The following is a 24,516-nucleotide window of genomic DNA, read 5'->3' on the forward strand; positions in this document are numbered from 1 at the left end:
ACACATTTTGGTTTGGTAGTTCAGTTGGTTAGAATACATGCCTGTCACGCATGGGGTCGCGAGTTCGAGTCTCGTCCAGACCGCCAAAATAGAGTTTTGATTTTTTACTCTTTAAATAAATGAATCGCACATTTTGGTTTGGTAGTTCAGTTGGTTAGAATACATGCCTGTCACGCATGGGGTCGCGAGTTCGAGTCTCGTCCAGACCGCCAAAATATAAGCCTTCGATTCATTTGAGTCGGAGGCTTTTTTATTGTCCCACTCCTTCTTCCCTGTCACATGAGTCTTCATTTTCGGAATTTGAAAAGCACACGCATACTAAAATTTAATTATAGTAACGAATCAGTTATAAAAGTTGGGTCTTTCTAATTCCAAGTATTAATTTTGGAAGGCATAATCAGGAAAAATCTTAGATCCGTGATACGAACTATTTTTTCTCTTTATTTACTTTTCCTTGATGAAAAGTAACAAAAATCAATGGCTCCGGCACTCAGTGACCCATCACGGTTCAAAGGCTAAACAGACTGAACTCGTTCGTACCTCACTCAAACAGCATTCTGTTTTTAACGCCTTTTTCACCTATGGGTCCCCACTTACGTTGCCAAGGCCAGAAACAAAAAAACGTCTCACAATTTCAATCATTTTTTATAAAAATGTTTTGGGCGGGCCTTGTCAGCCTGCCGTGAGGCGTGCTAATTTTTTTTCCTCTTAGAGAAAACAAGGATCAGGCTGACTTGATTCTTTTGTCTACTTTTCTCATCTAAGGAGAAAAGTAGAAGCCTAGCGGCTTGAGCGAAAAATTTAAAAGATAATCCTAAAATATATTTGATCATTTTGACCCAACTTTTACCAGTGACCCGGAATAAAAAAAGCACAGACATGCTATAATTTAATTATAGTAACTCGAATATTTTCAGACCCAATAGTCTTTTATTGAGATTTTTTTCCCATTTTTAATAGGAAATAAGTAAATACTAAGACCTTAAACACGATGAAAGATTTTAAATCAGCAGATCGTATACAGGATTTGCAATTCTTTGGAGAGTTTGGTGGCATTAACCCTTCTGTAACCGACTCATCAACCTTTACCTTTCTGCAAGCCCAAACCATGTCCGATGTATTTGAAGGGAAAAAAGAAGGGTATTACCTATACTCCCGACATTGGAATCCCAGCAATCATTACCTTTCGAAAGCCCTTGCTCAAATAGAAGATACCGAAAGTGCTTTGGTTACCTCTTCGGGTATGGCTGCTATCAGTTCCACAATCATGCAAATATGCCAGGCTGGTGACGAGATCGTTTCGAGCAGAACCATCTATGGAGGCAGCTACGCCCTGTTGAAAAACTTCCTGCCTAAATTCGGCATCACAACAAAATTTGTAAATACCACCAAACCTGAGGAAGTGGCCAATGCCATCAGTAAGCGCACCAAGATGATCTATTGCGAAACCATGAGCAATCCGTTGCTGGAGATCACAGACATTCGGGAAATGTCGAAAATTGCAAAAGCCAACAATTGCCTGCTGGTGGTTGATAATACCTTTTCGCCCCTGATTTTTACGCCAGCTCAACTGGGAGCTGATATTGTTGTCCACAGTCTGACCAAATTCATTAATGGGATGAGCGATTGTGTTGCTGGCGCGGTCTGTGCAAGCCACGAGTTTATCAATTCGCTCTACGAAGTTAGCTCAGGAGCTGCAATGCTTCTGGGCCCCGTTTTGGATGCGCATCGATCTGCCAGTATTCTCAAAAATTTGAAAACATTGCCCATTAGAATGCAACAACATGCCCGCAACGCTTTAAGCCTGTCTGAAAAGCTGAAAGCGGATGGTTACAGAATTATCTATCCGGGTTTGGATAATCATCCTCAGAACGCTCTGATAAAAGAAATATCGCATTCTAAATATGGTTCAGGAGGTCTATTGGTTATCGATTTAAAAGAAAAAGAAAAGGCCGACAGGTTTATGGAAAATATGCAAAATGCTAATATTGGCTATCTGGCCGTTAGCCTGGGGGCATATAAAACCCTGTTTAGTGCTCCAGGTCACAGCACATCCTCTGAAATTCCTGAAGAGGAAAGAACAATGATGGGACTTACCCATGGTCTGGTTCGTATATCAATTGGTCTGGATGACGATATCAACAGAACCTATCAAAAAATGAAACACTGCCTTGAAACCGTTCTCGCAAAAAACTAAAGCAATCGGGCTCTAAAAAAAGGCTCTAAAACGATTCTCTAATAACTAACCAAAATAATTCACACACCATGCAATTAGACGTATTCAATACCCTTTGGAAAAATTACACCTTACAAAATCCTTCGGCACAAGCTGTGCACGATTTGTTTACTCAGGAAGGTGAACAGGTTATAAACGATCATATTGCCTTTCGAACTTTCGATGATCCCAGAATGAATATTGCTGTGCTTTCTAAAAAATTCATCAAGCTTGGTTATGTGCCCAAAGGTGAATATAAATTCGAAGATAAGCACCTCAATGCCATTCACCTTGAACATCCGACCATTGAAAATGCCCCCCGTGTTTTCATTTCAGAACTCATTCTCTCCGAATTTTCAGAGGAATTTCAAAAGACCGTAAAACGAAGACTCAATTCTGTAGGCAATGCTTATTATGCCGATCCCGATTTGATTTACAAAGGCTCTGTTTGGGGAAAACCTTCCTATGCCGATTACCAATTTCTTCGGAAAGAATCGGAATATGCCGCCTGGCTCTACATTCACGGTTTTAGAGCCAATCATTTTACGGTGAGTATTAATGCACTGAAAAGATACAATACCATCGAAAAGGTCAATCAATTTATAAAAGACAAGGGGTACGAGATGAATACCACAGGAGGCGAAATTAAAGGAACACCCGAAAAGTTTCTGCAACAGTCTTCAACTCTGGCTGAAATGATTGAAATGGAATTTGAGGAAGGCATCTATGAGGTCCCCGCCTGCTTCTACGAATTTGCAATTCGCTATCCGGACGAAAGCGGCCAACTGTTTTCCGGTTTTATAGCCGCCAATGCCAATAAGATATTCGACAGTACAAATTTCAGAACGGTATAAATAACTCAACCATCACGAAAAGAAGCAAAGCGGGGCAATCAGCTTTGCTTCTTTTTTTTGAACGAATATTGAGCTTTATTGGTCTAAAAAAAATCCCCCTGCTATATTTGTAAGGAAAACCTCAAAACACAACATCGTGAAAACATTACAAATCCTACTTGTGGCACTCGGCCTCGCATTTGCCTCGTGTTCCACATCCCGACAAGCACTCCCCCTTGAGCCCGGCGTAACCAAAAACCTGGCCGATTACAGAGCAGAAAACATCTCCAATTTGGAATATCAACTCCAATTCGATATCCCTAAAGGAAAAGAGGAAGCCATTCCGGGGCAAAACAAAATGACTTTCAATTTAAAATCGGTGGAACAAGACCTGCAAATTGATTTTCGTGAAGACGGGAGCATGATAAAATCCGTAAAATGTAATGGAAACCTATCGGCCTACCGATTCGAATTAGAACATATCATTATTCCCAAAGCAGAGCTGAAAACAGGCCTGAATGAAATAGACATTGAATTTATCACAGGTAATACATCTCTGAATCGCAACGACGAATTCCTTTATACCCTTTTTGTTCCCGACCGGGCACGAACCGCCTTCCCCTGTTTCGACCAACCCAATTTAAAGGCCGAATTTCAACTAAACCTGATCGTACCTTCAGACTGGAAAGCCATGGCCAACGGGAAATTGGAGTCCATAACCGAAAAAGGAGACAAAACAAGATACCAATTTGCCAAAACCAAAGCATTGCCAACCTACTTATTTTCCTTTGTTGCGGGGCAATTCGAAACCATCACGCGTGAATACAAAGGGCATAAACACACCATGTACCATCGTGAAACAGATCCAGAAAAGTTAGCACAAAACACCGATGAAATCTTTCGTTTGTTGTTCGAATCGCTGGATTGGCTCGAAAGCTATACCGATATGCCCTACCCCTTTGCAAAATATGATATTGTTGTCATCCCATCTTTTCAGTACGGCGGCATGGAACACACCGGGGCCACGCTATATAATGCATCAAAACTATTCCTCGACAAAAACCCAAGTCAGAACAGTATTCTCTACCGTGCCAATTTAATTGCCCACGAAACGGCACACATGTGGTTCGGCGATTTGGTCACCATGAAATGGTTCGATCAGGTTTGGCTGAAAGAAGTTTTTGCCAACTTCCTGGCCGATAAAATCACCAATCCAAGCTTTCCGGATATGAACCACAAACTGAAATTTCAGATGGCTCATTTCCCAAGTTCGTATGGTGTAGACCGAACTTCGGGAGCCAACCCGATTAACCAGATTTTGCCAAACTTAAAAGATGCAGGAAGCGTTTACGGAGCCATTATTTACCACAAATCGCCTATTGTGATGAATATGCTGGAGAATATCACGGGGGAAGAAGCCCTGAAAAAAGGCTTGCAAAGCTATATCAAAAACTACGCTTATGGCAATGCCAGCTGGGAAGATCTGATCTCTATTTTGGATGAAAGCACAGCAAGCGATCTGAAAAACTGGAGCAAAGTTTGGGTTGATCAGGCAGGACGAGCTCACATTTCAAGCGAATTGATCAGCGAAAACGGAAAAATCAAACAATTGAATCTGACTCAGAAAGACGTCAAAGGAGCCAACGGCAATTGGACTCAAGATTTAAACGTGGTTTTAGGTTATCAGGGAGAAAATCAGACCATACAGGTAAAAATGGATGCCCCCAACATTACCCTTGATGCTGCAATAGGTCTGGATATTCCCGACTACATTATTCCCAACGGCAAAGGCAATGCCTACGGCTTTTTCGAATTGGACGAACAATCGAAAAACTATTTACTTGCAAACATCGGCCAAATAAAAGATGATTTGATAAGAGGAATTGCCTGGATCAATCTCTACGAAAACTTGCGTGAGGGACAAATTAGCGGTCGTGATTTTATTCTAAGTATCGAAAAACAATTGCCTGCTGAACAAAACAAACTCATCCTCGAGCGCATGCTTGCCTACTTAAAATCGGCCTACTGGTTGGATTTAAGCAAGGAAGAGAGACAACAATTGGGCAAAAAGCTGGAAGAAAGCCTGTGGGTGCATTTGAGTACTGATAAGGATATGAGCAGAAAATCGAGCTTGTATGCTGCTCTGGCCAATATTGCCCAAACAACCGATCGTTTGGAGCAACTCTACACCGTTTGGAAAGACGAAACAGCCATTGGAGGCTTCAGCCTTTCAGAAACCAAAGCAACAGCCCTGGCTTGCAACTTAGCCATTAAAATGCCAGAAAAAGCTGAAGAGCTTGTTAAGACACAAATCGATCGAATCCAGAATCCCGATCACAAGAAGCGTCTGCTCTTTGTTGCCCCTGCCCTCTCAGCTGATCCGCAAGTCAGAGAAGAATTCTTCAACAGCCTTAAAAAACCTGAAAACCGTGAAATTGAACGATGGGTGCTCGATGGTTTAAGCTATCTGAATCATCCTATCCGCGAGCAGGAGGCTCTGTCACATTTACCTCAGGCTCTGGAATTATTGAAAGAAATTCAAATCACAGGCGATATCTTCTTCCCGGCCGGTTGGTTAAGTGCCAGCTACAGTAGTCTGCAATCCAAAGAAGCGGGCGATATCACCCGCAAATTTCTGGAAGAACGTCCTGATTATCCTGAGAATTTAAAATTGAAAATCCTTCAGGCAGCCGATGTGGTTTTGAAAAAATAATCTAAAACCTCCGAAATTTTCATCTTTGAAAATTTATCTGGAAGGCATACAAATAAAAAGAGGGTGAATCATTCATTTGAGACACCCTCTTTTAGTAACTGTTTAATCATCGTAATGCAACATCTATGCATTTACACTTTCAGCTTCCTTAACCACTTGTGTTAATTTAGCTTCAAATTTCTGATTGTCGTAACGCGCTCCTCTTAATGTTTTATCTACAATTGTACAGCTCAAAAACGATTTCTTTGCTTTTGCTTTCAAGTGAAATGACAATTCAGTAGGGGTGCAATTCCATTTAGATACTTCGACCTGAATTTCGACACCACTGACCTTCTTTGTAATCTTTTCATTTCCCTTTAAAACAATTGAAACCGTTCCGGATCCCAAATTGGTATCCGCTTTAACTGTTGTGGGAAATTCAGTCGTCCCTTTATCATGCACATCAATAATAATATTTCCTTTTGCAACGCCACCAAAACACGAAAAATGAATATTATCACTGATAATAATTGGTAAACCATTTTTTAAATTTTCCATTGTTTGATTATATAAATGTTTCTCCTACTCTAATATAAAGGCTTTTCGGATACCGCCTGAAAGTCGTAATTAAATCATTGAAGCTTCTGTAACGGATGTCGCAAACTTTAATAAAAACAACATCTCTGCCTCTGTCACACCAAAACAATAAAACGGGCAGGCAAACGCTACCCGTTTTAGTTTCCAATCTTCTAAGATTAAGCCACAGGCTCTTTTTCGTTATTCTTAACGGTTGCAGCCAATCGCTCTACATTATGGATATCGGCATTGGTTACAATCTCAACTTGAGCATTGTTCACTTCGTGCCATTCATTGTTGACACAATATTTATAATTCGCAACACCTTTTTGCCAATTCTCATCCATTACAATACGTAAGCTTAAGTTCTTATAAACCTGAGGCACATCGCGAATCAAAGGTTGGAAAGGAGAAACGCCATCAGCAACAACAAGAATACTGCACGACTGCATGGTACACATGTAACTATAATCACCATGAACTTCTGATATGATATTCAAAGGTGGATTGATCGCTTGTGAAATACGCGCCATACCTGTAATCCTTTTATCTACAGTGTTGACTGTCACGTTCAATTGCATTTCAACGCCACCGGCTAAATGATTGCTAATTCTGTAATGAGCATTAAATAAACCTACATTTTTCATCTTGTTGGTATTTAAAATACATTCCTACTCTCTTAAAGGCTTTTCGGATACCGCCTGAATTCTTCTTTTGAACTATTTAATCGTTGATTGTTTCTTCTTTCTTTTTCTTAATGGCGGCCAGGCGGTCGCGCACTTTCTTGTTGTTTTCTTCAATCAAAATATTCATCAAATCGGCAAAACCCGTGTACTTATCCGGATTCACTTTGGCCATAGCCTCCATATACACACACAGTTCTCCGTTTATTATATCTCTCAACTCCCGGGCAACCACTGTGGCCGAACTGCTTTTCTCCCGGTCCGATAAATTTGCCAAATGACGAGCAGCTGATTCGTCAAAGGCAGCCTGCGAGCTTTCCAAATTGCCAATCAAAGCATCCAAATCGGGAACGGCCTGTCTGGCCTCCTTCAAATTAGGCGCCTTTAAATCCTTAATTAAAGCCCGTAGCTGAGCACTTTCGTTGGTATAACTGGCCGAGGTGATTTTCAAGCCATAACGATTCAGAATAAGCTGAAGTTTCTCAGCCTTTTTCTGATCCTCGCTCTCGCGGCGAACGCATTTGGCTTCAACCTCATAAAAAATAGCACGCACATCCAAATCGCGAGCCCTGTCTTTGTCTTCGAGTTCACTTTCAATCCAACCTGCCTTAATCTTCCCAAACAACTCATCGGTTTTTGCCGATAGCTGATTAAAGGTTGCGGTAAAAAAAGCATCCTCAGTAATGGCATTTGTCCTGTTAATATCAATAATTCCCTGTCCAATTTCGGCGGTCTCTTTGATATTCGATTTCGCACTTATTGTTTTCATAACATCTGAAATATATTGGTTTAGGAATATCAATTTAAACATAAAAACAAATCCAATCAAATATTTTTCATTATTATTATGAAATATTAAAATCACAATAACGCCTACTAACCAACATATTAACCCCTACCCAAAAGTGTAGGTTAATTTCTGAACCGCCTGTAAATGCTAACAGATAAAAATTGATTTTTATTTACATAAGAAAAAAAAGAGACAAAACACATTGCTTATTCATCCATTTTTTAATTGCAGAATGCATTTCAAAAGAGAAATGCCTAAACTTTTCGGGAAAACGATCCATTTCTGAGGGAAATGAGGAGACTTTTTCAGCAAAACAGGGAGATGTCAGGAGAAATGCAGCATTTTTTTGAAAAAAGCGCTTATTGCTGAAGGAAATAGAAGGACCAGCCAAAAATGAAGGAATGGCTGTGAGAAATGCGCCCACTTTTTGAAAAAACAGGCAATCGCCGGGAGAAAAACCATCTTTTTTTGAAAAGACGAGCCATTGCCAAAAGAAAAAGCCAAGCGGGTGGCTTGGCTTAAATCGTTTAACAGCAAATTTTAGAAAAATTAGCAAATTATGCTTTTCATTCTTCTCCACCCTCAAAATTGAGTCCCTTATATTTCTAATACAAACAATTAGAGGTGCTGTTAAAATAATTCTTTCATTTTCGAATCGTATGCCACACGCGAACCATCGTCGGTGGTATGTTCTTCCAATGAATTCATTTTCGATTGGACACAAATATAAACCAACTCCTCATCTGAAGTGTTGCATAAACTTCTCACCCCTTCGGGTGCAACGCGTATGATGCTTCCTTCCTCAATGGGAAAGCAATCCTCATTCACCTGATAATAACCCGATCCCTTAAGCACAATATAGGTTTCTTCATCCTGATTGTGAATATGAAAATAACCCAAATCGGTTTTAGGGGGTAAAGCGTTAAAGGATATTTCGGTACCGCTTGCTTTGGTCAGCTCTTTTAAAAACACCTTGCCTTTAATTTCTTTTCCTGATATGGGATGAATTAATGAATGGAATTTGATCTCATCCAGTGGTCCAATATTTACAGCTGTATAATCTTTATTTTCTGATTGTTTCATTTCTTTATGATTTTCAGTCTTGTTTTGAATCAAATTTCTCAAAATTAATTCTAGAATAATTGAAAATTAAACTTGTCCATAAGGGTGTATCTCGTTATAAAAAGTACAGCATACAAAGCCATATATCTGTCTCGTGTCCTTTTTTATTATTCGAGTTTAAAGCTACAAAAACAAGCTTGGTAACAAAAAAACAATATTCTAATTTTATGTATCTTATTTTTAGTTTAATCCTAAGTCGAAAATAGCCTATCGCCCTTGCCTAAAACATATATTATAGCGAAGTTTGGTCTCGATCAAAAAAAAACAATACACAAAACAAACAAAATGAAAACACCCATCATCGCTCTCATGCTATGCCTTTTTGTGGCTTTTAGTTCACAGGCTAAACACAAAACTGTAAAAACGGATTCGGTTGAAATCATCAAAGAATTTCATAACGCCTTTAAATATCAGAACTACTACATCAGTGCACAGCCCAGTCTGGAAGCCCTGCGTTGGTATCAATCGCAAGGAGTAGACGAAATAATCAACCTACGCACCGAAAAAGAAAATCAGGACTTTGCCGCTTATGCCTACAACGAAGAAAATATGGCAAAGGAATTGGGAATAGTTTACCATAACTTACCCATAGGGGGCTCTAAAGATTATACGCCGGAAAATCTTGAGGCATTTGCTAAATTACTCGAGGGAAAAGAAAAGCTCTTGATTCACTGTCGAAGTGCCGGCCGGGCAACCACAGTTTTCATGGCTTACCTGGTTAAATACAAAGGCTATTCGACAAACGAGGCTGCCAGGGTCGGTCGTAAACTTAAATTTGCCTTACCCTTAGAGAAAATGCTGGACAAGGAAATCAGCCTGGAAATAAACGACTAGGATCAAAGCAATCTGAAAAACACAAAGCCATTCTCCGCAGAGAATGGCTTTTGTTAATTTATCAATTTAGAACAAAAAGCTTTCGGGAATATAACCTATCCCGTTGCACAAATACTTTATGGTTTCAATCCTATCTCATGCAGAAATTCAATCTCATTATTTTCAAAATTGTCAATTCTATAATCTGCTATATCAAAATCAATTTCTTTATTCCCATTAGTAAAAGCAACAGTAGTCATTCCCGCATTCTTTGCAGCCAACATCCCCGAATATGAATCTTCGATAACCAAACAATTCTCAGGTTTAATATTTAGTTTTTTTGCTGTATTGCAATAAATGGCAGGATCGGGTTTGCCCTTATCTTCGAACTCGGCTGAAGATAAGGTGTCAAATAAATGTAAGATACCCGCTTTTTTTAATACGGCAGGAATAATTCTGTTGGGTGAATTAGTCGCCAGGCCAATTTTATAATTTCTATCCTTTAATCTCTCAATAAAAGACTTGATCCCGTTTATGTGACAATCCTGGCTTTCAATCAGGTCGATAACCCGTGATACAACCATTTGTTCTACAGTATGGAAATCTTTGTTGTCCCAGGGAAACTTTTCGTACCAAAATTCTGTGACTTCAGAAGTTGTCATCGATTGGGTTATTTTAGAATGTTCGTCAGTCACTTTCACCCCTAAAGATGTAAAAACTTCATATTCCGCCTGTTTCCAGAGTTTCTCTGAGTCAACGATGACCCCGTCCATATCAAATATTACCGCTTTCCGGCACGTCATATTTATTGAATTCGTGTTTGTCATTCCTTTTTAATCTAGCACCAAACTGGCTATTCAAAATTGGTTCTATTTTCTGCCACCTTTGGCCTGCAGTACATAGCCTATGAGCTTTAATGTACCCTTTTTTGAGAATTCAAATCTACGAAACAATAAGCAATAAAAAAGAGGAGAGCCTACAAATAGAACCTCATACTAAGGAACGACTTTACCCTTAGATGGACTTCGTCGAGTTCCGCTTCGCTACAGTTCCCTAAAGGGGACTTAAATGAATCGGTGAAATGCAGGCTCCCTTTAGGGCTGGGGTAAAACTGAATTTCAGTCTGAGATTCGAAGCCTTATTCTTTACTCAGTAAGAATTCAAGGGGAATGTGCAACCTGCTCTTCCAGGCATTTTCATCGTGTTTATCCCCTTCAAACTTACGAGTTATCCAATTCTCATTTTGATGATAGCCCCGTTCTTTCATCAGACTGTCCGCGATCAACTGATAGGGTTCGTAAAGCGAATCGAGTGTTTGTGTACCATAATCAAAATAGATTTTGTGCGTCATCGGATCAGGTAAATTCGTCGCCACATATTTCAGAAAAACACCATCAATGGCCGGCCAGTGCGTCGACATGCAAGCCGCTCCACCAAACACATCAGGATATTCTGAAATGGCATAGCAGGAAATCAGACCTCCCATACTCGAACCGAGTATAAAGGTATTATCCCGATCCGACTGAGTCTTGAAATTCTTATCGATAAAAGGCTTGAGTTCCTCAACCAAAAATTTCAGATATTCATCAGACAGAATTTTGCCTTTGAACTTTTCCGGTCTATCCATCGATTTCAAGGCCTCCTGTGGCTTGTTGGGCATATACTCCAAAGAACGGTTGGTGGTGTTATTGATCGCCACAACAATGACCGGTCGTATTTTCTGAGCCTTAATCAGGCTATCAATCGTCTCATCAACACCCCACTCCTGTTTGTTCCAAGTCGTTGTGCTATCGAAAAGCATCTGCCCATCGTGCATATAGATAACAGGATACGATTTTTTAGCATCATAAGCCGGGGGCAGCATCACTTTAACATCGCGAACCGGAATGTATGCAGACTGAAATGCCGGGTAATCTTTAAAACTTAGAGGTGAACGTTTCTTTTGTTTGTTACAGGCCAACAACGTGCTGCAAAAAATTAAAACAAGGGCTATGTGTTTCATATCAGTCTTTTAATTAGTCATTCTGAGATTCAAAGCTTATTCTTTTTCCAATAAAAAAGCCATTCCCCGAAGAGAATGGCTTTTTGAGGGGTACCCACTTTCCGTAGAAACAGAAAGCAAATTATTTTACAAATACTTTATATTCCCAGGCCTTTAAAGACATGGCTGTTTCTTTAGCAAGTTCTTGCTTCTCTTTGGTGAAAAAGTCGCTATAAGCACCTGCATAGGCCTCAGTATTTAATTTAACGTCCACAGCATCCTTGCTTAAGTTAAGAACCACCACAATGCGATCGCCGTCTTTTTCGCGAACAAAGGCATAAACGGCTTCGTTTTTGTCAGTAGGAATTCTAACCAAATCACCACCTTTAACGCCATTGAATAAGGCTTTATTGGTCTTTTTCAGATCAATCAATTGGGTGTAAAAAGGGATTAAATCCTTACGAGTCCAGTCAATCTCATCTTTCTCGAAGAATTTCAAACGCTTGTCCATTCCGGCTTCCTGACCACTATAAATTAGAGGCATACCCGGTACTGTAAACGACAAAACAGCAAAGGCCTTCCCCGCATCTCCCATTCGTTCCTTAATGGTTCCGTTCCATGAGTTCTCGTCGTGATTGGTAATGAAATTCATCAAGTAATTATCCTTCTGGTAAAGGGTGTCTATTTTAGCAAAATAAGCATCAAGTTCATTGGCATTCTTCTCGCCTTTAGCAATATCATTCATCAAGTGGTGAAGATCCCAGGCATATCCCATATCGAAAGCTTTTTCCAAAAGTTCAGGTTTCCAGCCCTCAGCCAACATAAACACGGGTTTAATAGAATCCAATTCAGCTCTCGCCTCGTTCCAAAAATCAGTTGGCACCATACCGGCTACATCACATCTGAAACCATCAACATCCGCTTCGTTGATCCAGAATTTCAAAGAACCCTTCATGTATTCACGCATCTCCTTATTCTCGTAGTTCAAATCAGCCGTATCCGACCAATCCGTTCCCTCCGGCATAATAATTTCGCCCTTTTCATTCTGTGTATACCAATCCTTATGATCTTTCATAACCACATTGTCCCATCCGGTGTGATTAGCCACCCAGTCAAGAATCACCTTCATGCCCATATCGTGAGCTTTCTTAACCAAATTTTTCAAATCGTCCATGGTTCCAAACTCTGGATTCACAGCACGGTAATCAGCCACCGCGTAATAAGAACCTAAACTCCCCTTACGCTTGGCTTGTGAAACAGGATACACTGGCATAATCCAAAGAATATCAACTCCCATCTCTTTCAAACGAGGCATGTGCTCGGCAAAAGCGTTGATGGTTCCTTCAGGAGTGTACTGGCGAATGTTCACCTCATAGATATTCGCGTTACGAGTCCAATCCAAATGCATGGAATGACTGCAACATGATTTTTCATGCTTGGCATCCGCCTCTTTTTTTGCCTTTGGTGTATTTTGGCAAGACGTCAATAAACTTGCTATCAAAAGCAGGCTTAATGTTGAATTAAGAATTCTGTTCATCATTTATATTTTTAGTTGTAAGACATTAGTTGATTTTTTCAAAAAGGGCCACTGAAAAGTCGCTATCTAAACTAACTTTAGAGTCAAGCACTTTTACAATTTTCCCTGAATAAGCATCTCTCAATTGCGTCCCCTCTTCGAAACCGGAAACCGGAATTTCCTTCTTGCCTTTCTCAAGGTCAAGGGCAACGACAACATAGTCCTGATAATTTTCCTGAGCAAAACTTCTGCTGAACACATAGGGCTTTGCAGAAATCATTTGATGCACACCCGCTCCAACAGCAGGATGATTGCTACGGAATTGGCCCAGCTTCTGCCAGTGCTGAAGCAAGGCTTGTGTTTTGGCATCCTTGGCAATATCTTCCCAGTTCATAAACGAACGTAGAGTGGCATCACCTTGAGTGCCCTCGATCTCCAATGAACGAGCCGACTCGTCGCCATAATATACCTGAGAAGTTCCCGGGCAAAGCAAAAGCTTGGTTGCCGTTTCGTAGGTCTTACTTCGCGATGAATCAAATGGACTGCCATCGTCGTGCGATGTCAAATAATTTAAAACACCCACCGTTTTCAATTCTTCATTCAGAATGGTCGAATAACGAGAGAATAAATCCTCGTAATTAGTCGTGGCATTGTATTTAAATTCAAAGTTGATCATGCTGTTAAAGCCATAATCGTAGTAGTTTACTTTTTTATCCCCAAAATCAAAAGCCTTGGCTGCACTGATATTGAAATTGTAAACCTCACCAACCAAATAAAAGTCATTGTCATCCAAAACTTTTTCAGGATGGTCCTGCTTCCAGGTTCTGAATGCATACTCACACTCCTTTTTCAAATCAGCCCAAACAGACTCCTCGGTGTGCTTCACGGTATCAGCTCTGTAGCCATCAATTCCAAACTCTAAAATATAATCGCATAACCACTTGATCAGGTAAAATCTTGGTGTTCTGGGATAGCCCGTTCTTTTGAAGAAGGCATCCAATTCAGCCATCTCTTCATCGTAACGGCCCTCAGCTTTCCATTTCTTTGCCAGTTCGGCTGGGATATCAACCTCTTGTGTACTCTCCGTCTTCACATCAGGCAAATTATTGGTCAAGGTACACTCGATGGTTGTTTTATAGCTGGTATAGTCACAAGTTGGACAGGTTCTCACCCATGATTCTTCCCAAGCCGGATCCTTTTCGGTAGCCGGTCCGGTATGATTAATCACACCATCCAATAAAATTCGGATACCATGCGCATGAGCTGTTTCAACCAGTTCAGCCAAATCGGCCTTTGTTCCAAAGTTAGGGTCAAGTGCCGTCCAGTCCTTAGCCCAATAGCCATGGAAACCGTAGGTTGCCCCTGTTCCTTCATCAACAGCGCCATGAATTTGTTCGGTAATAGGTGTCATCCAAATGGCATTTATTCCCAGATTATTAAAGTAACCTTCTTTAATTTTCTGAGTTACCCCTTTGATATCACCGCCTTCAAAGCCACGTAACTTTGCCGTTTTCTGAGTTCGATCAAAATTAACATCATTGGATTGATCGCCATTATTAAATCGGTCAGTCAATAGAAAATAGACATTAGCTCCTTCCCAAACGAAAGGTGCATCACTCTTCGTCTCTTGTTTGTCGGACGTCGTACATCCGCCCAAAACCAAGAGAAACACAAGCAGACTAATTAGTTTTGATTGAAGTTTCATGATTTTATACTTATTCGTTTTTAAAACCAAACCTGGCAGGTTTGATTTACATCTTGTTAATAAACCTGTCAGGTTTAAACTAAAATTTTACATTCACAGTGTTGGCATCACCCGACTTGATTTTCACTCTCACAGATAAAAGGTTCTTTTGGGCATTCCAGCTAAAATCAGCTTTTTTACCTGCAAGCTTTACCTTTCTAGGTTCTCTGATTATATTGTGAATAATCAGTTCAAATTCACGATCGACAGCAGAAAAGTTCGTCCCTTTTTCCGAATCGAAACGAATCGTCAGGTTCTTCTTGTCAGCTCGAGATGTGAAATTGATTTTCTCGTAATTGCCTTTCTCAAAAGCATCAGGTGTTTGCCCATCATCATCAAACAAATAACCATGACCTTCGGCAACAGTACCGGCATGATAATAATGCAAATCGATATGCTTGCTTGAATAGTCAACCGTTGACTGCACCAGTTTGGCCATCGGTACAAACGAGCCTGCTCGCACATAAACCGGAATATGATCTTCCACAACGTCAACTTTCTTACTTGAGCCGCCTTCAATCATCTGATCGGTATAAAAATCGAACCAGCTGTTGTTAGCCGGGAAATAAACTTCTCTTTCTATCGCCTTGGCGTCCGTTATTGGCGAAACCAAAAAAGCATCGCCCCACATATAAGTCTCCGAAACGTCAAATAGTTTGCGATTATTTTCTTCGAAAAACAAGGGACGCATCAGTGGCATACCCGATACCGAATTTTCATGAGCCAGTGAATAGTTATAGGGCAACATGCGGTATCTCAATTCAATGGCTTTTTTAGCCAGGGCTTTTGTTTTTGCTTCGCGGAACACAGGCTCCGAAGGAACCGCCTCCTGTGCATGCGGACGGAAGATAGGCTGAAATACACCATATTGTAACCAACGCACATACAACTCATCATCCAAATTGTCTCCAGCAAAACCACCCAAATCAGAATGCATATAAGCCATGCCCTGCAAGCCCATCTGCAAGGAAATCTCTGTTTGAGGTTTTAGTCCGTCCCATGAGCGACTCACATCACCCGACCATGGAATCATGCCATACCGTTGTGACCCAACAGCACCAGCTCGCATCAAAATGAAAGGGCGCTGATTTGGGAAATCTTTTTTGTAGCCCTCGAAAACCAACTTAGCCCATTGGTGTCCATAAATATTATGCACCTCATCAGCCGAACCATTGACATGTTGCAAGGCTGAAGGATGAACCTCAGGTTCGCCTAAATCGCCCCACCAGCCACCAACGCCATTGTTGATTTGTTCCTTGTAAATATTCCAAAACCAATCTATCGCTTCGGGCTTAAAAACATCAACCAATCCCGTATTTCCAAAATAAAAATCGTATTTGAATGGATTTCCCAAAGAATCCGTACCCAACACTTTATTTTCAACCGCCTCGTCCCAACGCTTGGATGTAGTCAAAATAAAGGGCTCTGTAATCAAAATCGTTTTAACGCCCTGCTTATTAAAATCGGCCATCATCTGTTTCGGATCAGGAAACGAATCTCTTAAAAATTCCAGATTTCCCATATTCCCTTTCATCTCTTTTCCAAACCAGAATAAGTCCAGAATAATGGCATCCAAAGGAATACTGTCCTTTTTAAAAGCCTCCACAGTTTCACGTGTTTCCTTTTCGGAATGGTAACCAAAACGAGATGAAAAATTCCCCAAAGCCCATCGGGGAATCAAGGCTTGTTTTCCGGTCAGATCAGTAAATTCCTGCATAAATTCAGGCCAGGTACCACCCGCAATCACCTGATAAGTTTTTCTTCCGGAAAGCGTTTCGTACGCTAACGTATTATTCTTTTCACTATCCAAATCCAGAAATCCAATCGGTGCATTGTCGAAATGAACCGCATAACACTTCGATGAAATCACCAAAGGCATGGTGTAATTCATCAATTCGGAATGCGTTCCGTAACCATAGTGAGCTCTGTTGTATAACTGCAATTTGTAACCCCGGCGGTTCATACCCAAAACACGGGCTCCACCTCCCATTAGTGACTCTGTACTGTCCAAATTGAATTCGATATTCTCATATTCATTTGAAGCAAAATAGCCTCTCTTTTCAGATATCAATTGGTTTCCCTTGTAGCTGTAGCTGATCTGAAAAGGCGATTTGTTTAATAAGACCTTCATGCCTGAACTGGCATATGTCAGTTCAGACTTGCTGTCTGTCAATTTAGCCTTAACTTCTTCGGGTTTTAAAACAACAGCGTGCGACTCGGCATTGAAACGTTCCCCTGCCGGGATAAAACTTGTTTCAACAATATTCTTATTATAAAACTTAATCAAATACTGACCATCGTTCGTGTTTACAACCAAATGCTCATTTTTTAATTCGTAACTCTTATAAGTACGTTGCTTGTTTTGTGCAATCGCAATTCCGGAAAGGAACACGAGTAAACACAGAACCTGAATCTTTAAAAAGAAATTCTTTCTCATTTTTATATTATCGTATCAAACAGATATACTTAAACGCTGAAAGTCAAAAAGACTCTATCAGGTTTTAAATCATCACATTATTTTAATTCCAAAATCATAACCGATTTTGCAGGTACTTCAATTGTGCTGATATCGTTTAATTTTTCGCCTGTCATCACATTTTGAGCTGATGTAAAACCCGACATCACTTCATCAAATCTTTTACGGTCGACTGTTTTAGCCTCATCTTCATCATTGTTCATGATCACCATAATGGTTTTCTCATCATTCGAACGGAAATAAACGTAAGTTTCATCCTGAGGCACAAAATGCATCAATTTACCCGTGTGTAATACGGGATTATTCTTGCGGTAATTCAAGAGTTTTTTTAAGAAATCAAAGGCTTCATTTTCACGATCGGTTCTTCCCTCTTTTGTAAAGGCATTTCTCTGGTCACCTTCCCAACCTCCTGGAAAATCAACACGCATCACCCCATCACCATCAGATTTACGACCTTCCATCAGGATTTCGCCACCGTAGTACAATTGAGGAATCCCTCGAGTCGTCAATAAGAAACTCATCAACATTTTATATTTACGCATGTCACCATTCAGGACGGTCATCATTCTATCCGTGTCGTGATTCTCCATGAAAGTGAAAATATTTTCAGGATGCGGATAGAAGTAATCGAAAGCTAAAGAATTGTACAGTCGAATCAAACCCGTATTCCAGTTCAATTTCTCATCCAATGCTTTAGTCATGGCTTCCAATAATGAAAAGTCCATCACACAAGGTAAGTTTGAGTTATAAGCATCGTGATTTAAGGCATCTTCCTGCCAATACGAAATTTCGGCAGCCGTACTTAACCAGGTTTCACCAACGATATTAAAATTCGGGTATTCGGTCATAATTGCTCCGGAATAAACCGCCATCGCATCTTTATCATTATAGGGGTAAGTATCAACACGAACACCACCCAAATCAGCAAATTCGATCCACCAAATGGTGTTCTGAATTAAATAGGTCAACAACAAATCGTTTTTCTGATTCAAGTCGGGCATACTTGTATCAAACCAGCCATTAAAATTTAAATCGTAATCGACTTTTGATACATAAGGATCATTCGTAGTACTCTTACGGTGATTCGAATTGGTAAACTCAGGGAAAGTGTGAACCCAATCCTTCGAAGGCAAATCTTTCATCCACCAATGCACAGAGGCTGAGTGGTTGGTTACAATATCGATAATCAATTTGATACCACGCTTCTTTGCTTCAGCAGACAAACGGGCATAATCATCGTTCGTGCCATAACGGGCATCGATTTTATAAAAGTCAGAAATAGCATAGGTATGATAGGATACCTTATCCATATTATCCTCCATCAAAGGGGTATTCCAAAGAGCCGTAATGCCCAGTTCCTGCAAATAATCCAAATGGTTGATAATTCCCTGAATATCGCCACCATGACGGGCATTGGGGTTCTCTCTGTCGCAAATATCTTTCATTCCCTTAACAGTATCGTTATCGGGATTACCGTTGGAGAAACGGTCGGGCATGGTGAGGTACACCACATCTGATGAATCAAAACCTTTACGATCAGCAGAACCCGCTCGCCTTTGTTTCAATTCGTATTGGTATGTTGCTTTTGTTTTGCCCTTATCTGTGAAAAGGATATCAAAACTACCGGCTTTAGCCGATTTGTCAATCAGAAGATTAACGAACAAATAATTGGGATTATCCGTCTTAATGACTCTATCAATTGCGACTCCCGGGTAGTCAATCGCCACCCGGCAATCTGAAATATTTTCGCCATGAATCATGACTTGTAATTTGGGATTGGTCATATTCGCCCACCAAAACATGGGTTCAACATGATCCAATTTAATTCTCCCTGCAAAGGAAGATGTCCCAGAGATAAATATGAGACTCAATACGATTAATAAGGTTTTTAATCTATTCATGGTTGGGTTGTTGTTTATCCGATAAATATCGGAAGCTTGGTTGTTGAGTTGTTTGATTCGCAAAATGTACCGGTTGAAAATACATCTTAGCAAATTCCCTTTTGTACTGAATTTTAAAGGTAAAAAAATTGGCTTGCACTCCTTGTTCTTATACACAATTCAGCAAGCCAACTTTTCATTAGAGAGATTAATTTTCTATAACAAGACTACTGCTCTTCTCTATTTTATATTCATCGTCCTTGATAAAGATTGAAATATCATCCCCTTCTTCATTTATGACACCAACTTCCTCAGCTGACACATAAATATTAAGCAGGTTACCACGGAACAATACTTTAAAAGAATAAGATTGCCATTTTTCAGGAATTAAAGGCTTCAGGCTAAGTTGTCCATTAACCACACGCATACCTCCAAAACCTTCTACAATCGACATCCATGTACCAGCCATACTGGTAATATGTAAGCCTTCGTGAGCTTCACGATTGTAATCATCCAAGTCCAAACGAGACGTTCTTAAATACATTTCGTAAGCACTATCGATATCTCCAATTTTTGAAGCCAAAATAGAGTGGATACATGGTGATAATGACGACTCGTGAAGTGTTCTTGGCTCATAGAAATTATAATTCTTCTTGATGGTTTCCATGTCGTAGTTCTCTTCAAACAAATAAACGCCTTGTAAGACATCAGCTTGTTTGATAAAACATGAACGAAGAATTCTATCCCAAGACCAGAACTGGTTGATCGGACGGAATTGAGGATCCAAATCGGAAGCCATCAACTGTTCCTTGTCCATGAAACCATCTTGTTGCATGAAAACACCGGTTTCCTCATCAACAGGGAAATGCATATTTTCAAGAATATCATTCCATCTGGCCGTTTCTGTTTCGAAATCGAAATTCAGGTTTTTGATAATTTCCTCGTAACGTGCAGGATTACTCTCTTTCACATGTTTGAATGCTTCCTGAGTATAAGACATACACCAACAAGCAATGGTATTGGTATACCAGTTGTTGTTCACATTGTTCTCGTACTCATTAGGTCCGGTAACGCCAAGCATCACATATTTCTTTTTCGCCTCTGAGTAAGTAATTCTCTGACTCCAGAAACGTGAAATTCCAACCAAAACATCCAGACCATATTCAGCTAAATACGCTTTATCATCTGTATGACGGATGTAGTTATAAATGGCAAATGCAATGGCTCCATTACGGTGAATTTCTTCAAAAGTAATTTCCCATTCGTTATGGCACTCTTCACCATTCATAGTTACCATAGGATAAAGAGCAGCCCCATTTGTGAATCCTAATTTCTCAGCATTCTCAATTGCTTTTTGCAATTGCTTGTGACGATAAATCAACAGATTACGAGTCACTTCCGGACGAGATGTACTCAAATAGAATGGCACACAATAAGCTTCAGTATCCCAATAAGTAGACCCACCGTATTTCTCACCAGTAAATCCCTTAGGACCAATATTCAAACGCTCATCTTCACCTGTATAGGTTTGATTCAACTGGAAAATATTGAAACGAATCGCCTGCTGAGCAGCCACATCCCCTTCAATTACGATATCAGAAATCGTCCATTTTTCAGCCCAGGCTGCAACATGTTCTTCCAGTAGGGCACCATAACCTTTTTCGAAAGCAGCAGCTGAAACCTTAGCTGCATTGCCACTGATCTCTGTTTTGTTGTGATTTAATGAACTTAAAACACTCACATATTTGTAAAAGCTAAGCTCATCGCCTTGCTCAACACTAAATTCAACGGTGTTGGCAACATACTTTTCCTTTTCGATGATATCAGCGGTTGCAGTTACATCCTGTCCGTTCTTTAAAACCTTATAACGCATGTTCATACAAACATGGAAATCAAGTTTTTTAGTGCGAGCCGTAATATAAGCTTCACCAGTCATCGACTTGGTGTTCAAAATATCCCAAAACTTCTCATCATAGTTCGAGTCTTCGTTTTTAACGTCGGCATCGATATATGAATTGAAACTGATTTTGCCATCGAAATTCAGTGCTGTTACTGAATAGCGAATCACACCAACTTCAGAAGTTACAATGCTCAAAAAACGTTTAGCTTCGATTTTCACCTTATTGCCATTGCTCATTGTAGCCACAAAAGAACGCTCCAATACGCCTTCTTTCATGTTTAGCGTGCGAATAAATTCACTCACTTCACATTTTGCTAAATCAAGCATTTCTCCGTTTATTTTAACATCAATGCCAATCCAATTTGGCGCATTAAGCACCTTAGCAAAATATTCAGGGTATCCGTTTTTCCACCATCCCACTCGGGTTTTGTCTGGATAATAAACCCCTGCAATGTAGGTTCCTTGTAAAGTCTCACCGGAATATTGCTCCTCGAACATAGCTCGTTGACCCATATTTCCATTACCAAGACTAAATATACTTTCTGATGATCGATGATTTTCAGGTGTAAACCCTTCTTCAATGATACACCACTCATCATGTTTTAAATACTCGTTCATTTTTCTTCAATTTTTAGATTACAGTCTCAATAAAAATTATGAGCTGATAGTAACCTGCTACATTTAATTGAAAAGCTTTTTATCGTACGATGCGACAAAAGCCATCGTACTCTTATTTTAATTCGGATTCCATTTTTTCAAAAGAAAAACCCTCAAACCCCGGAACAACGAAATTGGCCTTATTTAACACCTCAGGCGAACCAATTCCGACACAACGCATACCGCCATTTATTGCGGCCTCTACACCAGCCTCAGCATCTTCAAACACAACACAGTTAGCTGGATCGAAACCTAAAAGTTCGGCACCTTTAAGAAATACCTCCGGATCCGGCTTAGCTTTGCTAACATGTGTTCCATCAACAATCGCATCGAAATATGGGGTCAGTTCCAATTGATTAAGAATGGTCATGGCATTCTTACTTGCAGAGCCCAAGGCAATCTTAATACCTTTAGCTTTTAGATCTTCAAAGAAATCCTTCACACCAGGTAAAATTTCATCAGGTGTCATCTTCAGAATATATTGTAAATATTCCTCATTCTTTTTAGCAGCCAATTTCAATTGCGTTTCTTCATCAAGATCAACGCCTCCAATTTCCATTAGAATCTCCAAAGAACGCATACGGCTCACACCTTTCAATCGTTCATTATCCTCCTCTGTAAAATCGAAGCCCAATCCATTGGCCAAGCTTTTCCAAGCTATATAGTGGTATTTCGCAGTATCAACTACAACACCATCTAAATCAAAAATACATGCACTAATCGCTCCCATGGGATTTTTTTTATAGTATAAACAGTTATCAAAATTAGTTCACAGCTTTAGCTTGCTTAACAAACATAACCGAGATGGCTCCCAAAATCATGCATACACCGCATAAAACCAAAACATATATGGCTTCACCATTGAAAAATTCTTTCAAAATTGGACCACCAACAAAACCACTAACAATCTGAGGACCTGCAATCGTGAAATTAAAAATTCCCATAAAAATGCCCATTTTATCGGCTGGCAAGGAGTCAGATAAAATCGCATAAGGCATAGCCAGAATAGCTGCCCAGGCAATGCCGACTCCAACCATAGGAATTAACCAATAAACTGCACTTGAAGGCACAACAACCTGTGTGATCAATAAATTTAAATGAATCATGTCTCCACCCGAAAACATCAGGGTAGACAAAAAGCCAAGGCCTCCCAGTAAAAGAGACACACTATAAACCGTTTTACGACCTATTTTAGTGGCTATTCGTGACATGAAAATTGAAAATATTGCTGCAAATAGACTGTAACCAGCAAATAAAATACCGACCCAGTTACCCGCATCCTGATAAGCTTTTGATGACGTATCGCTTATTGGGCAACCCCAAATATGCTGAGCTACAGCAGAAGTTGTATAAACCCACATTAAATACAAGGCAAACCAAGAAAAGAACTGAACAATAGCAAGTTGCAACATCGTTTTTGGCGTTTGCTTCAACAAACGGAAAAAACCCATGACACCTTTCTCACTCGGATCCTTCTTTTTAGTCAAATCAAGTCCCTTGTACTCTGCATACTCTTTAGGAGCGTATTCTTTTGTTCTGAATACTGTCCAAATAACGGAAAGCAAGAGAGCACCACCTCCTATATAGAAAGACCAAACGACAGAAGAAGGCACTTCTCCATCAGGAGCAACATTGGCAACCCCCAAAACATTGGTTAATACAAAAGGTAAAATGGACCCCAAAACAGCACCCGTATTGATAAGGAAACTCTGGACAGAATAACCAAGGTTACGTTGTTCTGAAGGTACCATATCGGCTACTAAAGCTCTGAAAGGTTGCATTGTAATATTAAAGGACCCATCCATAATGGCAAACATTAAGGCTCCAAATACCAAGGCTGGCATTACATACACAGCGATACCCGCATTCGGTAAAAAGAACATGGCTAAGGCTGCAACAATGGCTCCACCAAAAATATAAGGCCCCCTACGTCCTAATCGATTCCAGGTTCTATCACTAGCGCCACCAACTATAGGCTGAACAATTAAGCCCATTACAGGAGCAGCTAACCAAAAAAGTGAAAGGTGATGCAAATCAGCACCTAAATTCGATAGAATACGACTTACATTGGCACCTTGCAAAGCAAACCCCATCTGTATTCCAAGAAAACCAAAACTCACATTCCAAATTTGCCAAAAATTTAAACGAGGTTGTTTCTTCATTAGATTATCATTTTGAATGGTATTATTAAATATCAAACTACACATTGTAATCTGCAAAGGGATATTCTCTCAAAATTAAAGCTATCGAAAACGATAACAGTCAAATACAAAAAAATATCGTCAGAATTGAGACACAAATAGGCTAACTCGGCTTGTGTCACCTTAAAAAAAAGGTACCAATCCCAATTAAACTGAGCTACAGCTCAGCTTGAGATCAATAATAAAGGAAGTAATTATTCAATATAGTCGGAATAGAGGTTACCCTCTGGAATTCAAAATTAGACTAAATTTTACAGAATATCAAAAAATAAAACAAATATGGAATTCAGGAAAGCCCATGAACAGGGAGCTAAACAGCATTTCAAACGGTTGCGAAACAAATTTTAAAAAGTAAAAAAATATTTAAATAGAATCATTTTAAGCTATACCCCTAAAAAAATATCTCTAAAAGCACCAAATTGCTAATAGAGATATCC

The 24,516-nt window shown here is 39.9% G+C and carries 17 protein-coding genes and 2 tRNA genes; 6 read left to right on the forward strand and 13 right to left on the reverse strand.

Going from position 1 to position 24,516, the window contains the following annotated elements:
• The first annotated feature begins 9 nt into the window (after positions 1–9).
• The 5 genes from EV201_RS14675 (at position 10) to EV201_RS14695 (ending at position 5,761) form a co-directional block, all read left to right on the forward strand.
• Positions 10–86 (forward strand) — tRNA-Asp (locus EV201_RS14675).
• A gap of 49 nt (positions 87–135) precedes the next feature.
• A tRNA-Asp gene (locus EV201_RS14680) sits at positions 136–212 on the forward strand.
• A gap of 779 nt (positions 213–991) precedes the next feature.
• Complete coding sequence (locus EV201_RS14685) at positions 992–2,197, forward strand: aminotransferase class I/II-fold pyridoxal phosphate-dependent enzyme (RefSeq protein ID WP_130308393.1); 1,206 nt, start codon at positions 992–994, stop codon at positions 2,195–2,197.
• Between the two features lie 68 nt (positions 2,198–2,265).
• Positions 2,266–3,069 (forward strand): DUF1338 domain-containing protein, encoded by an 804-nt coding sequence (locus EV201_RS14690; RefSeq protein WP_130308394.1) that lies wholly within the window; start codon positions 2,266–2,268, stop codon positions 3,067–3,069.
• Positions 3,070–3,205: 136 nt separating this feature from the next.
• The gene (locus EV201_RS14695) at positions 3,206–5,761 is read left to right on the forward strand and encodes a M1 family metallopeptidase (RefSeq protein WP_130308395.1); all 2,556 of its coding nucleotides are present in this window, start codon (positions 3,206–3,208) and stop codon (positions 5,759–5,761) included.
• Between the two features lie 123 nt (positions 5,762–5,884).
• Here the strand turns inward: EV201_RS14695 and EV201_RS14700 are convergent, their stop codons facing one another.
• The 4 genes from EV201_RS14700 to EV201_RS14715 form a co-directional block, all read right to left on the reverse strand.
• Positions 5,885–6,298: a hypothetical protein gene (locus EV201_RS14700; protein WP_130308396.1), complete on the reverse strand. Its 414-nt coding sequence runs from the start codon at positions 6,296–6,298 to the stop codon at positions 5,885–5,887.
• 197 nt (positions 6,299–6,495) lie between these two features.
• Positions 6,496–6,963, reverse strand: coding sequence for a DUF1842 domain-containing protein (locus EV201_RS14705; protein WP_130308397.1), 468 nt, complete (start codon positions 6,961–6,963; stop codon positions 6,496–6,498).
• Between the two features lie 76 nt (positions 6,964–7,039).
• The gene (locus EV201_RS14710; protein WP_130308398.1) at positions 7,040–7,768 is read right to left on the reverse strand and encodes a DUF6261 family protein; all 729 of its coding nucleotides are present in this window, start codon (positions 7,766–7,768) and stop codon (positions 7,040–7,042) included.
• A gap of 651 nt (positions 7,769–8,419) precedes the next feature.
• The gene (locus EV201_RS14715; protein ID WP_130308399.1) at positions 8,420–8,872 is read right to left on the reverse strand and encodes a cupin domain-containing protein; all 453 of its coding nucleotides are present in this window, start codon (positions 8,870–8,872) and stop codon (positions 8,420–8,422) included.
• Between the two features lie 324 nt (positions 8,873–9,196).
• Here EV201_RS14715 and EV201_RS14720 point away from each other — a divergent pair, with 324 nt between their 5' ends.
• A complete protein-coding gene (locus tag EV201_RS14720; RefSeq protein ID WP_130308400.1) occupies positions 9,197–9,745 on the forward strand; it encodes a protein tyrosine phosphatase family protein in 549 nt (182 codons plus the stop codon).
• Positions 9,746–9,861: 116 nt separating this feature from the next.
• Here the strand turns inward: EV201_RS14720 and hxpB are convergent, their stop codons facing one another.
• From hxpB to EV201_RS14765, 9 genes are all read right to left on the reverse strand, one after another.
• Positions 9,862–10,527 carry a hexitol phosphatase HxpB gene (hxpB, locus tag EV201_RS14725; RefSeq protein ID WP_130308458.1) on the reverse strand — a complete coding sequence of 222 codons (666 nt, stop codon included), beginning with the start codon at positions 10,525–10,527 and terminating at the stop codon, positions 9,862–9,864.
• Positions 10,528–10,862: 335 nt separating this feature from the next.
• Positions 10,863–11,726 carry an alpha/beta hydrolase gene (locus EV201_RS14730; RefSeq protein WP_130308401.1) on the reverse strand — a complete coding sequence of 288 codons (864 nt, stop codon included), beginning with the start codon at positions 11,724–11,726 and terminating at the stop codon, positions 10,863–10,865.
• A gap of 121 nt (positions 11,727–11,847) precedes the next feature.
• On the reverse strand, positions 11,848–13,242 hold the full coding sequence (locus EV201_RS14735; protein WP_130308402.1) for an alpha-amylase family glycosyl hydrolase: 1,395 nt from the start codon (positions 13,240–13,242) through the stop codon (positions 11,848–11,850).
• 25 nt (positions 13,243–13,267) lie between these two features.
• Positions 13,268–14,926 (reverse strand): alpha-amylase family glycosyl hydrolase, encoded by a 1,659-nt coding sequence (locus tag EV201_RS14740; RefSeq protein WP_130308403.1) that lies wholly within the window; start codon positions 14,924–14,926, stop codon positions 13,268–13,270.
• 79 nt (positions 14,927–15,005) lie between these two features.
• Positions 15,006–17,402, reverse strand: coding sequence for a glycoside hydrolase family 31 protein (locus tag EV201_RS14745; RefSeq protein WP_130308404.1), 2,397 nt, complete (start codon positions 17,400–17,402; stop codon positions 15,006–15,008).
• A 77-nt stretch (positions 17,403–17,479) separates the two neighbouring features.
• Entirely contained in the window at positions 17,480–19,342 is a 1,863-nt protein-coding gene (locus EV201_RS14750) for a glycoside hydrolase family 13 protein (protein ID WP_130308405.1), read from the reverse strand.
• A 187-nt stretch (positions 19,343–19,529) separates the two neighbouring features.
• On the reverse strand, positions 19,530–21,839 hold the full coding sequence (locus EV201_RS14755) for a glycoside hydrolase family 65 protein (RefSeq protein ID WP_130308406.1): 2,310 nt from the start codon (positions 21,837–21,839) through the stop codon (positions 19,530–19,532).
• Between the two features lie 112 nt (positions 21,840–21,951).
• Positions 21,952–22,608 carry a beta-phosphoglucomutase gene (gene pgmB / locus EV201_RS14760; RefSeq protein ID WP_130308407.1) on the reverse strand — a complete coding sequence of 219 codons (657 nt, stop codon included), beginning with the start codon at positions 22,606–22,608 and terminating at the stop codon, positions 21,952–21,954.
• A 34-nt stretch (positions 22,609–22,642) separates the two neighbouring features.
• Positions 22,643–24,040 carry an MFS transporter gene (locus tag EV201_RS14765; RefSeq protein WP_130308408.1) on the reverse strand — a complete coding sequence of 466 codons (1,398 nt, stop codon included), beginning with the start codon at positions 24,038–24,040 and terminating at the stop codon, positions 22,643–22,645.
• Positions 24,041–24,516: the final 476 nt, after the last annotated feature.

It is taken from the genome of Ancylomarina subtilis (genome assembly GCF_004217115.1).
GTDB classification, from domain to species: domain Bacteria; phylum Bacteroidota; class Bacteroidia; order Bacteroidales; family Marinifilaceae; genus Ancylomarina; species Ancylomarina subtilis.

Excerpts from the sequence above, each read along its gene's own strand:
- EV201_RS14685 (WP_130308393.1), top strand. The coding sequence starts at position 992 with ATGAAAGATTTTAAATCAGCAGATCGTATACAGGATTTGCAATTCTTT.
- EV201_RS14690 (WP_130308394.1), top strand. The coding sequence starts at position 2,266 with ATGCAATTAGACGTATTCAATACCCTTTGGAAAAATTACACCTTACAA.
- EV201_RS14700 (WP_130308396.1), bottom strand. The coding sequence starts at position 6,298 with ATGGAAAATTTAAAAAATGGTTTACCAATTATTATCAGTGATAATATT.
- EV201_RS14705 (WP_130308397.1), bottom strand. The coding sequence starts at position 6,963 with ATGAAAAATGTAGGTTTATTTAATGCTCATTACAGAATTAGCAATCAT.
- EV201_RS14710 (WP_130308398.1), bottom strand. The coding sequence starts at position 7,768 with ATGAAAACAATAAGTGCGAAATCGAATATCAAAGAGACCGCCGAAATT.
- EV201_RS14715 (WP_130308399.1), bottom strand. The coding sequence starts at position 8,872 with ATGAAACAATCAGAAAATAAAGATTATACAGCTGTAAATATTGGACCA.
- EV201_RS14720 (WP_130308400.1), top strand. The coding sequence starts at position 9,197 with ATGAAAACACCCATCATCGCTCTCATGCTATGCCTTTTTGTGGCTTTT.
- hxpB (WP_130308458.1), bottom strand. The coding sequence starts at position 10,527 with ATGACGTGCCGGAAAGCGGTAATATTTGATATGGACGGGGTCATCGTT.
- EV201_RS14730 (WP_130308401.1), bottom strand. The coding sequence starts at position 11,726 with ATGAAACACATAGCCCTTGTTTTAATTTTTTGCAGCACGTTGTTGGCC.
- EV201_RS14735 (WP_130308402.1), bottom strand. The coding sequence starts at position 13,242 with ATGAACAGAATTCTTAATTCAACATTAAGCCTGCTTTTGATAGCAAGT.
- EV201_RS14740 (WP_130308403.1), bottom strand. The coding sequence starts at position 14,926 with ATGAAACTTCAATCAAAACTAATTAGTCTGCTTGTGTTTCTCTTGGTT.
- EV201_RS14745 (WP_130308404.1), bottom strand. The coding sequence starts at position 17,402 with ATGAGAAAGAATTTCTTTTTAAAGATTCAGGTTCTGTGTTTACTCGTG.
- EV201_RS14750 (WP_130308405.1), bottom strand. The coding sequence starts at position 19,342 with ATGAATAGATTAAAAACCTTATTAATCGTATTGAGTCTCATATTTATC.
- EV201_RS14755 (WP_130308406.1), bottom strand. The coding sequence starts at position 21,839 with ATGAACGAGTATTTAAAACATGATGAGTGGTGTATCATTGAAGAAGGG.
- pgmB (WP_130308407.1), bottom strand. The coding sequence starts at position 22,608 with ATGGGAGCGATTAGTGCATGTATTTTTGATTTAGATGGTGTTGTAGTT.
- EV201_RS14765 (WP_130308408.1), bottom strand. The coding sequence starts at position 24,040 with ATGAAGAAACAACCTCGTTTAAATTTTTGGCAAATTTGGAATGTGAGT.